The organism is Mucilaginibacter sp. P4_E8, assembly GCF_056401495.1.
The window spans coordinates 1-12,081 of record NZ_JBFUJG010000138.1 but is presented as its reverse complement, the minus strand read 5'-3'; the positions used below and the strand labels follow the sequence as shown (position 1 = coordinate 12,081).

Below are 12,081 nucleotides of genomic sequence, written 5' to 3'. Positions count from 1 at the left end.
GTATACAGGCAGGCACCGGGCTTTGCTGCCGGCTCTGATTCGAAAATAACGACCTTCGCCTTCACGGTATCTGGATGCTTTTACAATAAATTCATTGGCTAACTGCAATGCCTGTGTCACATAGGTTTCATTATCGGCAGTATATTGGCCGAAATCAGTTTTGTATAAAAATTCAAGGTAGATCGTAAAGGTATTATCTACCGAGCCATTAACCTGTGGTGATACCTCAATGGGCTGCAAAGGGTACATAAATACACAGGGGAAGGCCGCATCATCGCCAATGGTGTTGAGTTCTGTTTGGGTACCGTAAGCGAATGACGGACTGCCGGTAAGTGTTTGCACTATAGCTTCTATTTGATTGCGCATAAAATTTAGCCCCCCAACCCCCTGAAGGGGGAGTATTTTAATGTTTAATTGTCTAACAGGGATGGACTTTGTTTAATATCTGTTCGTAGAGCTCAAAAGGATTAGGAGCTAATCAGCTCACTATATCTTTTCTGGTATTCGGCCTCAGTTTTATTGAGCAGCAACTTAGTGAGCACACGCTCATAGGGCATGTTCATTATAGTATTCCATTTGGTGATGTCGCCGCCAGCTAATGAATTTATGGTATTGATGTACTTAAACTTTTCGAACGATTGAATACCAGCACGTTTTTCCACTGTTGTAACAGCCGATGCCAAAAGCTGGTTTTCGGTTTCTGCAAGCTGGGATAACAGGTAAAAAAATGCTTCGAAATGGGCAGTGCCTCCGTTACCCGCATTTTTTTTATTTCGTTACAAAATTCTTCGACCTGGTATTCATTGTATTTTTTACCGGTTGCACGGCAAAAAAAGTAATGGGCCAACACCTGGCAGCAGGCGTTTAATGATGGATTAAAATTTTCCTTCCAATTCTCATCGCCATATTGTTTAATGTGTGCATTTACTTCTTCGGCAATAATATCCCTTGCCGCCATAAATGCTCCAACTGGTTCAACCGAAAGGTTTTGTATTACTTTTACCTTTTTTTGAGTGGATTTTTCACTGGCTTCACCTACCATGAAAGTGACTTCTTTTGGAATGTCCTCGCTGTTATAAAGGTATTTGATCTGGTACGATAAAGAGAGCACCGCATCACCAAAGAGCTGGAAATCCTCCATGTTTTTTACGTTATACAGGTCATTGGTTGGGATGCCCGAAAGAATGCTGATCGCCTCAATGTCGTTTAGCTGCGGGTTTTCCTGTATGGCTATCATTTGCCCCAGGGTAACATCATGCAGCTGCGTGGGGATTTTTACCCGTAATTTACCTTCGATAGTTTTTAGTGTTTTTTCGATCATAATTTTGGTGCCCCCGCAGATGGGGGAGGGTTTAATTTATTGCCAATAGGATAGGAGCTGAATTGTTTAATTATTTCTGAACAGGTTATGCAAGCCCATAAGAGCCAATTAGCTCATCAAAAATACCGCCACCTGCTGATGATGATTTTTGGGCAAATGGCATACGCGATTTTAGTTTTGCATCGTAATTAACCTTTAATTTATTTAAGGCCACATATCGCAGCGGGTCAATCAAATGATTGCAGGCATCAATAGGCTCGTTAATGGTTTTGCCTAAATGGTTAACCCGCCATTTATAGCGGTTAAGTTCATTGCGCAAATTAATACTGTTACGGGTTACATTTATTTTATAACGTTTAAGTATATCAATGGAGTTTTTTATACTATCTGCTCCTTTTTTGGCACCGGTAATATACCAGCCCATGCGCTTTAGCTCTTCTATTGATTTTGGTTCGGCACTATCAGCTATAATTTCCGTTTTCTTGCTTACATCGTATGCTTTAAGCTTGTTGGCGATGTCGGTATTAGTTAAACCGGTTTCATAAAATAGCTCGTTAACCCAAAGCTCGCCGTTTTGCTGGTACACCTGCAGGCAGCCTGTTTGGTCATTGGTGAAACCAAAATCAAGTCCGGTTGCAATAAGGCGGGCATTGGCTGGTATCTGACCGCAAACGTACCAGTTATTAAATATTAAACCGGTAACTTTACCTGTAAGCCCCCGGGCATACACCTTCCACAATTCAATATCAGCTTCTTTTAATGATTCAATTTTATCCCTTACATTTTGCTTAAGAAACGGGTTATGTCTGTGGTCTGATATAATAAGTTGTACGTTGGGCTGACCTATCAACTTCTCGTGCACCCAAAAACCTGTATTAGGGTTATAATCAATAAAGATACGTTGCTTAGTGCGCAGGGCCAGTTCGGTATAAACATCCCACGATATGCCGTTGGCTTCATTGATAAATAAATAATCGCGTTTACCTGATTTTGCATCCTGAGCGTTATCATAGCTCTTGAACTCCATGGTGGTACCATTGTTAAATTCAAATATACGGTCGGTTTTATTATAGCTTTTTACCATGGCCTGTAATGCTGCCGAATCATAATAGATGCTGAGCGCATCGCGCAGGGCACCAGCTTTGAGGTTGGGAATATCCTGGGCTACCACTGTAATTACTTGTTTTGGAGCCTGGCAAGCCAAACAAAACAACACTTGCTCAATAGCATACGTTTTGCCCGAACTGGTGCCACCCTGGTTAATGATCACATGGGCATTTGAAAAATAATTTTGCCTGAAAAGGACTGATCCTCCCAGGCCATTAAAAGGCGGAGCGTTAATATCGATCATATCTGTAGATAAGTTTAGTATGGGTTTTTAAAACCCATTAGATAATTATGAAATATTGGCAATGGATCTGGAAACAGTAATTGGAAGATGCACTATGTATTAAATGCTAATTGGCATAATTAATTCAAATATACTAAAAATATTAGTCATAAACAAAAGGATTTGAATGATTTTTATTTAAAAGGTATTTAAAGTGTCACCTCCTTTTCGCTGCCTGCGGGCAGGGGGCCAGTATTTATAATTTCAACTTTTAGTGTGTTATCAGTTTCGCTGATAGGTTTTCGTGTTTCTGGCTTATCGGTCCAACCCATGGTTTTAAGCGCGAATATTACTCCTGTAGGAGTTTGATACAACCGGGCCTCATAAGCAGCTTCTACACGCAAACGCCCTTGCTTAAGTATCGTGGCATGTCTGCCGGTTTCTTCGTACGCTTCAAATTCACGTTTGCTGCTAAGGCCCAGGAATAATGCCATGCCCGAAATGGTGGCAGGTTCAGGTTCACGATCCCACACTTTACGATTAGCTACGGTTTGGGTTATTTTAGCCGATCTGCGCGACAGGTGATATTTCCCTTCAATATGTTTAAAATATTCGTTGATCCGTTGGGTCAGTGTTGCCGCTGTTTTAAAATAGGATGTTTTAGGTTTCATTATGAATTAAATGCCAATTGGAATATTACAAGATCAAATGTAAGAAATATATTTAATATTTGCTAATTTTTTTGGTATAATTTATTTGATGGATTTGCACTTAATAGGGTGGGGTTATTATTTGGGGTAATAAGCGGTACCGTGCTTAAGGCGACTGATTATTGTTAAAATAAAAAAACAAAATATTTTCGTTTTAAATAGAAAATATTTACATTTGTGTATGGACAAAGCAATTAAAAGTCATGGAGCAGGGGTTGAGGCTAAACGTGCAGTGCCCCGCCCTTATGTAATGCCCGAAACTGATCCATCGCTAATGGTAAATGATCTTTTAGTGCCTTATGAGGCTTATTTTAAATCGCCACTGGCTAAGCTGGGGGCAATAAAGCAAGGTTTACGCGCTGATGCCATTACCGATTTGTTACAAGTTACCGGCGCCACACAAATTGATATTGCTAAGTGGCTTGATATTACCGAGCCCACACTGCGCAAGCATATACAGGGTTCGCGTGAATTAAACCGCGGTCTTAGTGAGCATATCATACAGCTTTTTGAACTTTTTGATAAAGGCCTTGATACTTTTGGTTCGCTTGATGAATTTAAGAGCTGGCTTAAACACTATAATCCCGGCATTGATGCTATACCCTTTGAACTGCTGGATACCCTTACCGGCATAAGTATAGTATTGAATCAACTTATCCGTATTGATTACGGGGTATTGGCTTAAGTAGTGATCTGATGAATTAATAAATTAGTGATCCTCTGAAAAAAAGATTCGCTAAACCACTAATTCTGTACTTTATAAATTCATTAATTCACTAATTTGTTTTGAACGTATATCGCATAAGCCAAACTAAGTATGCCCATGACCGTAAAGGCTCAGGAATTGACGGGCGGTGGAATTCGCTGGGGCAGTATATAATTTATACAGGAGGTTCCCTGGCGCTTTCGTGCCTTGAAAAACTGGCTCACACCCCAGGTACATCATTATATAGCGGTGATTTTTCGGTTTCTATATTGCACATACCTGATGCACTGCCGGTTTTTGAAATTACTGTTGCCAGGCTCACCAAACTTAATACCAACTGGCATAAGGTGATCAATTATCCTGTTACCCAGTTCCTGGGCGATACCTGGCTGCGAAAAATGGAGACCGCTGTTTTAAAGGTGCCATCGGCCATAATTGATATGGAGTATAATTATCTTCTTAACCCGGCCCATCCCGATTTTGAAAAGATAAAGATTAGCAGTGTAAGTAAATTTACTTTCGACCCGAGGTTAAAAGCCCGTTAAGCCAGGTTTATTAAACCAAACAGTCGGGTTATTATTTAAATAATTATTTTATAATTGCAAATTATGACCTTGTTTCTGTTTTAGTAATATCATAATGCGCATAAAAAAAATATTTGTTCTGAGTTTTGCTTTTACAACTTTATTGTTCAGTAATGCAAAATTATATGCGCAGGATACAAGGTATATTCCTTTAGGTCATACAAAATATAAGGATACATTATTGGTTGCGCACCCGGATACCACTTTTGAAAAGGATTTGTTTGATGTAATAAAATCGCTGTTTGATAAAAACTATAAAGAAAGTAAAGCTGATTCTGTAACTACAAAACCGGTAATATCCATTGTGCCGGCAATAGGATATACCCTTCAAACCAATTTGGCGGGTACCCTTTCCGGGAATGTGGTTTTCCGTACGGCTCCAAATACCCGCATATCAACAATTACGGCTAATCCGGCATACACGCAAAAAAAACAGGTAATTATACCGCTTCAATCCAATATCTGGACAAAAGATAATCAGTATGATTTTATTGGAGATTTCAGGTTTTATAAATACCCGCAAAGTAGCTTTGGTTTGGGCAGTAACTCCGACCTGGCTAATGAAAACCCATTGGATTATACCTTTTTTCGTTTTTATGAAACGGTATTGAGGCATGTAGCCGGTAATTTTTATGCAGGCCTGGGATATATTTTTGATGACCGTTGGGATATGTCAGAAAAAGGGCAGGCCAATGGAGGCGTTTCAGATTTTGAAAAATATGGTTCGGCTGCGCGCGCCATTTCTACAGGTATTACATTTAACGCACTGTTTGATAGCCGTGATAATTCTATAAATGCTTCACGAGGGTTTTATACTTCGCTGCAGTATAGAGATAATTATACTTTTTTGGGCAGCACAACGGCATGGCGTTCATTAATTGTAGATATACGCAAGTATTATAAATTCCCTGCGAACTCAGATAATGTGTTAGCTTTTTGGTCATACAACTGGCTGATACTTAATGGCAGGCCCGCTTACCTGGAGCTACCGGCAACAGGGCACGATCCTGGTAACACAACAGGCAGGGGATATATACAGGGCAGGTTCAGGGGAGCGCAAATGGTATATTTAGAGAGCGAGTATCGTTTTAAGATAACCCGCAACGGATTGTTGGGTGGAGTAGCTTTTATAAACGGACAATCTTTTTCTGCTGCACCGGGTACACGTTTACAAAGCATACAGCCGGGTTTTGGTCCAGGATTACGCATTAAACTTAATAAGGTGTCAAAAACCAATATAGCCATTGACTATGGCTTTGGCCGCGAAGGCTCCAGGGGCTTATTTATAAACGTTGGGGAAGTTTTTTAACGGTTATTTTATCTCAAACCTATCAACTTTCTGTTGTTAAAGCATTATCCAGGTTTCCTATTTACAAGCAACCAATTAAATATCCTTGTAGTGTTTATTAGTTGTAAAAAAGTGTTAAATATTTGTTTAATTTAGTGTGTTGATAAATTTTTAAATTATTTATTGTTAGTTTTAGCTATCCAATTGCCCATGAATAGCATCAGGTTTACTAAATGGCTTTTTTCCTTTATTTTACTCCTTTCGGTGATGGTATCATCATGTCAGAAAGATGAGAGCGTAAAGGATATGGACGCTGTTAAACAAACAGCGGTTACTGATAGCGTGTCAACCTTAGGTATTATTAATACTCCCGGCAATTTTTTAGCCGGCAAGGGCACACTGAAGATCACCATTCAAGATTCTACCTATACATTTGATGCGGCCACAGATTCTGTAGCATTTATTAATGTACATAATGGAGATAGTAAATATTTTGGTATTACAGCCATAAACAAGGAGCATACAATGAGCTTTGGTATTAGCTCAATAGGTTTCGCATCAGCCAATATTAACAGTAAAGTAGCTGGAAGTCAGCTGCTTTTTAGGGTTGATGATAAAAAACCTGTACTTCAATATACCTTAACCCAATATGCAGGTCAGGACGATTCGGGCAAAATAAGTCTTGAAAAATATAATAATGAAAACCTTATAGCCAAAGGTACATTCTTTACCTTTTTAGCTAAAGATGATAAGGTTAACTCTCCTTTTTACCGTGTTGAAGGTAGTTTTGAACTTCAGCTTAAATAGTTTCTTATAAAATAGGAATTGATTTTTCAATAAGCTGACAGCAGCTTACCCTGCGTAATTTAAAGGTAAAAAAAGCCTTTGATATTTACCATTTACCTTATTTGCTGCCGTAATGCGCTCAATTTTTTGTACCTTTATGCAAATTTTAAAGACATTGATGAAAGTATTTATTGCAGGGCTTCCTTTAGAAGTAGATGAGGCCGAATTAACAGCTGTTTTTGGTGATTTTGGGCCGGTCAAATCGCTCAGGATTATTAAGGATCGCGAAACAAAAGAGAGTAAGGGTTTTGGGTTTGTGGAAATGGTTAACGATAACGAAGCGAAAGAGGCGATAAGGTGCATGAATGGAGCAAGTYATTATGGTCGCAGAATTACAGTTAACGTTGCCGAAGACAAAGGCCCGGGCTTTAACGGCGGCAGCAATGGCGGCGGTAAAGGCGGTTTCAGACGTAACTAACAGCTAATAAAAAAATTATTCTTTTTTTAAGTATAAGCCGGCTTTGTCCGGCTTTTTTTGTTTTAGCAAAGCAGGTTATTAAATATGCGCAAGCAATTATTATTAATTACTAAAAAAAGCATATTTTTGGTAACTGCTAAAGCTATTGGTAAATATTAACAGAATGACTAAACCTATCCTTTTATCCCAGGAAATTATATCCATATGTAATACTGTTACCTTGTTATTTGTACCTGATTATTTTAAAGTGTTATAATATTTAAAGTAATCGTGTACAGATATTTTAAAGGAATAGTTGTTTTGTTTTGGCTATGGGCCGTAACATTTACAGCTTTTTGTAATGCAAGCCTTCTTCCGGATAGGGTTAACAACCCGGATATTTCTGCATCAGGGAATCAAACCTTATGGATATTCAAAAAAGAAGTTATTAATATAGCGGCTTCTGTAACTCCGCCCCATATTAGTTATACTACCCCCAATACTTATCAAATTAACGCACCAATACCGACTTTAAAACCCACTAATTCTGGTGGTGCGGTACCTGCTACTATTTATGGGCAGGTTACTACATTTGCCGGTAATGGAGTACCGGGTAATATGGATGGTACAGGCACGGCAGCAAGTTTTAATGATCCAACCAGAGTTGCATTAGATGCGGCCGGGAATTTATACGTTGCAGACAGAGATAATAACCTGATCAGGAAAATTACTCCTGCCGGGGTGGTAACCACATTTGCAAGTGGTTTTAATCAACCTAATGGTGTTGTAGTTGGCATTGATGGTAATATTTACGTTGCTGATGCCGCAAGCAATCAAATAAAAAAGATTACACCAGGAGGGGCTGTATCTGTATTTGCAGGAAGTGGCTCCCAGGGATCTGCTAATGGACAAGCAACTTCAGCAACTTTCTACTACCCTTATGCTGTTGTCCAGGATGCAGCAGGAAATATGTATGTAGCCGATTCACAAAATAACCTCATCCGCAAAATTACTCCAGCAGGTAATGTGTCAACCCTCGCCGGTAGAGGTAATGCGGGTTTTTCAGATGGGGTAGGTACAGGTGCAAGCTTTTATAATCCATCTTCGGTAGCAACCGACGCGGCAGGTAATGTATATGTGGCAGATCCGTACAATTATAGAGTCAGAAAAATAACACCGGCAGGTGTGGTAACCACCATTGCAGGTAATAGTAATTCAGGTAGCGATAATGGGGCCGCATTATCAGCAACCTTTAATGTTCCGGCCGGGGTGGCTGTTGATGCTGCAGGTAATGTTTATGTGGCCGATATTACCAATAATCTTATCCGGAAAATTGATCCCCTGGGTATAGTTACAACCCTGGCCGGTAGCGGTAACGCAGGTGCAACTGATGGGGTGGGTTCATTAGCTACTTTTAACAGACCAAATGATGTGCAGGTTAACCCGGCTGGGTTTTTATATATAACCGATTATGGCAATAGCTTAATCAGGAAAGTAATTGTTACCGGGTACACTATTGATAAACCGCTCCCTGCAGGTTTGTCTTTTGATGCAAGAACGGGTTTTGTATCAGGTACTCCTACAGAAGTTTGGCCAGCTACCGACTACATTATCACTGCATATAATACCGGTGGCAGCAGCAGTTTTACTGTAAATATTAAAGTAACCAATACCAGTGCGCTTATAACTGGTGGAGCCGTAACCGGCAGTATTAATGCGTGTGTGGGTACAGCATCTTCAAATTATCAGCAATTTACCGTTTCAGGAACTAACTTATTAAATAATATAACTGTTACGGCCCCATCTGGTTTTCAGGTGTCAACAGCGCCGGGTAATGGTTACAGTAATAGCCTTACGCTTACACAAACAGGAGGAAAGGTTAATAATATTACTGTTTATGTCCGTTTGGCCCCCTTTGCCTCAGTGGGCAACCATTCAGATGCGGTATCATTAACCTCAGCTCCAGCTACCACTATTTATCAGCCTGTATCTGGTACTATAAATGCTCCGCCTACTGTTAATCAGGTAGCTAATCAAGTTTTATGTAAAGGCTCGGTAAGTAACCTTATTAAGTTTACGGGAACCGGATTAACTTATAACTGGACCAATGATAATCCGTCGATAGGCCTTGCTGCCAGTGGATCTGGTAATATCGCATCATTTACTGCGGTTAACAACACTGGCACGCCTGTTACAGCCAATATCACCGTAACGCCTATTGCATCACAAGGATTATCATATGTTAATGATTTGAATGAAAGGTCAATTTTAGAAATTGATAATTCAAGCTTTCAGGTTGTTGCGCGTATCCCGGCAGGTAATTATCCCCCAAATTTAACTGTAAGCCCAGATGGTAGTCGTATTTATGTAGCAAATTCAACTACTGATAATAAAATAACTGTAATTGATGCCGTAAGCAGGAGTATTATAACAACTATAAATATTGGTTCGTCAATTAATGGTATGGCTGTAAGCCCAGATGGCAGTAAACTTTTTATAACTACCTGGCTTGATAATGCAGCGTTAGCAGTTATTAATACAGCTACTAACCAGGTTACAGCTACTTTACCGATAGGTGGTAATCCTACGGGAGTAGTAATTAGTTCTGATGGCAGCAAAGTTTATGTAGCAAGTTATATAACCAATACTGTTACAGTTGTAAATACAACAAGTAATACTATAATTTCAACTATTCCCGTTGGTAAAAATCCAGGTAATTTAGCTATAAGCCCCGATGGAACCCGGATATACGTACCCAGTGGCGAGGATAATAAAGTTTCGGTTATCAATACAACAAACAATACTGTAATAGCAAATATAGCTTTAGCCGGTAACCCCAATGCAACAGCCGTAAGTCCCGATGGGAGTAAGTTATACGTGTCAAATGAAAGCGGCGGAACAGTTACTGTTATTAATACAGCTAATAATTCAATTTTAAATACTATACCCGGCTTTAATCAGCCTAACGCCATGGCATTGAGTAAAGATGGTACTCATTTATATGTGATTGGTTTTAATGCAGGGAAGAGTTTTTTAGGTGTTGTTAATACCTTAACTAATACAATTGAAAATATTATATCGTCATCAGTAGGTGTTACGAACTTTAGCTATTTCCTTTCGCCAGGTGGCGGGTGCGCAGGTACACCAATTACTTTTAGTATAACGGTTAATACATCAATAGCGCCTTCGGTAGCAATAACGCAGTCTGCACTGGTTTGCCCAGGGCAACCGGTAAGTTTTACCGCAATAGCCGCCAATGCCGGAAATGCGCCAACTTATCAATGGCAGGTAAATGGCATTAACGCAGGAACCAATAGCCCTGCTTTTAACAGTAATACATTAAATGAAAATGATGCAATTACCTGTATTATTACAGGGAACGGGAGTTGCACTGTGCCCACTACTTCTAATACTGTTAATGTATTATTTAAGCCTACGGTTACACCCTCTGTTAGTATTACACCTCTTGTTATAGATGATTGCGACGGTATGGAGTCAACTTTTACTGCCACTCCAGTAAATGGGGGTACAAACCCGGTATACCAGTGGCAGGTAAATGGCATCAATGCAGGTACTAATAATTCAGTTTTTGCCAGCCGTACGCTTGTTAATAATGATGTGGTTGTTTGTAAACTAACCAATACAACAGATTGTACAATAACCCCAACGGTAACATCAAACGCAGTTAGTGTGATCAAAAGTCAGATGGTTTCGCCATCGGTAAGTATTACCACATCGGCATTAGCTACCGGTACTATTTGCGAGGGTAGCCCAGTAACTTTTAGTGCTACAGTTGTTAATGGCGATTTAAGTAATACTGTATACCAATGGAAAGTAAACGGAATTAATACTGGCACCAGCAGTAGTTTATTTACCACCAATGATTATAATAATGGTGATTTAGTTACCTGTTCAATAATCACAAGCGGTAAATGTTTAATTACTACAACGGCTAATTCAAACCAGATAGCATTATCGGTAATTCCTAATGTTACGCCTACTGTAAGCATAGCTCCTTCATCTGTTTATCCTGCTTGTTTAAATGCCCCGGTAACTTTTGCGGCAGGCTCTCCCAACGCCGGCGTAAACCCTAATTATCAATGGCAGGTTAATGGGAATACTGCGGGTACTAACAGTTCAACGTTTACCAGCAGTACATTAGCTAATGGTGATGAAATAACATGTATCATCAGTAACCCGGCAAGCTGTATAATACCTGTAACAAGTAATATGATAACGTTCAGTAGCCTGCCGTTGCCAACAATCGTATTCAATAGCAGCCCGGTAACCGTTAAACTTGGTGAGAGTGTGATCTTAAATCCTGTTATAACGGGCAATATAGCTACTTATAGCTGGTCGCCTGCGTTAGGATTGAGCGATATAAATGCAGAGCATCCGGTAGCGAAGCCATCAGTTACAACAACGTATACTTTATTGGTAACATCCGCAAGCGGCTGTACGGCTACTGCATCTGTAACTATTAATGTTATAAACCCCGTTATTATACCCAGTACTTTTACACCCAATGGCGATGGTGTTAATGATATATGGAGTATCCCATCATTGGTTGGTTATCCAGGCTGTACAGTAAATGTATTTAACCGTTATGGCACCCAATTATTTAAATCTGTTGGTTATGCAATGGCCTGGGATGGTACATATAAAAACAGCCCGCTACCTGCCGGAACTTATTATTATATTGTTGATCCTAAAAATGGATTGCCCAAAATATCAGGGTATGTAGTTATTTTAAGATAATTGCTTAAGATTTATAAAAAACACAACCCATAAACTATCTTTTCCATTAAAGGATAGTTTATGGGCGGGGGGGGCATATTGACTGATATATTTAAGTAATTAATTGCGTTAATAACTAATAGGCCTGAACCATGTTGCTAT

At 39.6% G+C, this 12,081-nt stretch carries 10 protein-coding genes; 6 read left to right on the top strand and 4 right to left on the bottom strand.

Going from position 1 to position 12,081, the window contains the following annotated elements; genetic code table 11:
* From AC1DRQ_RS25950 to AC1DRQ_RS25935, 4 genes are all read right to left on the bottom strand, one after another.
* A partial coding sequence (locus AC1DRQ_RS25950) for a hypothetical protein (protein ID WP_477428197.1) occupies window positions 1-366 on the bottom strand: 366 nt, incomplete at its 3' end.
* A 238-nt stretch (window positions 367-604) separates the two neighbouring features.
* The gene (locus tag AC1DRQ_RS25945; protein WP_477428195.1) at window positions 605-1,321 is read right to left on the bottom strand and encodes a hypothetical protein; all 717 of its coding nucleotides are present in this window, start codon (window positions 1,319-1,321) and stop codon (window positions 605-607) included.
* Window positions 1,322-1,406: 85 nt separating this feature from the next.
* Entirely contained in the window at window positions 1,407-2,672 is a 1,266-nt protein-coding gene (locus tag AC1DRQ_RS25940) for a PBSX family phage terminase large subunit (protein WP_477428193.1), read from the bottom strand.
* A 188-nt stretch (window positions 2,673-2,860) separates the two neighbouring features.
* Entirely contained in the window at window positions 2,861-3,322 is a 462-nt protein-coding gene (locus AC1DRQ_RS25935) for a hypothetical protein (protein ID WP_477428191.1), read from the bottom strand.
* Window positions 3,323-3,542: 220 nt separating this feature from the next.
* On the opposite strand from AC1DRQ_RS25935, the gene AC1DRQ_RS25930 reads away from it, so the two are divergent.
* The 6 genes from AC1DRQ_RS25930 to AC1DRQ_RS25905 all read left to right on the top strand — a co-directional run bounded on the left by AC1DRQ_RS25930 (window position 3,543) and on the right by AC1DRQ_RS25905 (window position 11,940).
* Window positions 3,543-4,046: an antitoxin Xre/MbcA/ParS toxin-binding domain-containing protein gene (locus tag AC1DRQ_RS25930; RefSeq protein ID WP_477428189.1), complete on the top strand. Its 504-nt coding sequence runs from the start codon at window positions 3,543-3,545 to the stop codon at window positions 4,044-4,046.
* Between the two features lie 101 nt (window positions 4,047-4,147).
* On the top strand, window positions 4,148-4,612 hold the full coding sequence (locus AC1DRQ_RS25925) for an RES family NAD+ phosphorylase (RefSeq protein WP_477428187.1): 465 nt from the start codon (window positions 4,148-4,150) through the stop codon (window positions 4,610-4,612).
* 94 nt (window positions 4,613-4,706) lie between these two features.
* Window positions 4,707-5,960 (top strand): BamA/TamA family outer membrane protein, encoded by a 1,254-nt coding sequence (locus tag AC1DRQ_RS25920; RefSeq protein WP_477428185.1) that lies wholly within the window; start codon window positions 4,707-4,709, stop codon window positions 5,958-5,960.
* A 189-nt stretch (window positions 5,961-6,149) separates the two neighbouring features.
* Window positions 6,150-6,746, top strand: coding sequence for a hypothetical protein (locus AC1DRQ_RS25915; RefSeq protein ID WP_477428183.1), 597 nt, complete (start codon window positions 6,150-6,152; stop codon window positions 6,744-6,746).
* 157 nt (window positions 6,747-6,903) lie between these two features.
* Window positions 6,904-7,203 carry an RNA recognition motif domain-containing protein gene (locus AC1DRQ_RS25910; RefSeq protein WP_477428181.1) on the top strand — a complete coding sequence of 100 codons (300 nt, stop codon included), beginning with the start codon at window positions 6,904-6,906 and terminating at the stop codon, window positions 7,201-7,203.
* Window positions 7,204-7,473: 270 nt separating this feature from the next.
* Entirely contained in the window at window positions 7,474-11,940 is a 4,467-nt protein-coding gene (locus AC1DRQ_RS25905) for an NHL domain-containing protein (RefSeq protein ID WP_477428179.1), read from the top strand.
* Window positions 11,941-12,081 lie beyond the last annotated feature (141 nt).

Bases quoted from the DNA above. Each gene is read 5' to 3' on its own strand.
- AC1DRQ_RS25945 (WP_477428195.1), bottom strand. From the start codon at position 1,321: ATGATCGAAAAAACACTAAAAACTATCGAAGGTAAATTACGGGTAAAA.
- AC1DRQ_RS25940 (WP_477428193.1), bottom strand. From the start codon at position 2,672: ATGATCGATATTAACGCTCCGCCTTTTAATGGCCTGGGAGGATCAGTC.
- AC1DRQ_RS25935 (WP_477428191.1), bottom strand. From the start codon at position 3,322: ATGAAACCTAAAACATCCTATTTTAAAACAGCGGCAACACTGACCCAA.
- AC1DRQ_RS25930 (WP_477428189.1), top strand. From the start codon at position 3,543: ATGGACAAAGCAATTAAAAGTCATGGAGCAGGGGTTGAGGCTAAACGT.
- AC1DRQ_RS25920 (WP_477428185.1), top strand. From the start codon at position 4,707: ATGCGCATAAAAAAAATATTTGTTCTGAGTTTTGCTTTTACAACTTTA.
- AC1DRQ_RS25915 (WP_477428183.1), top strand. From the start codon at position 6,150: ATGAATAGCATCAGGTTTACTAAATGGCTTTTTTCCTTTATTTTACTC.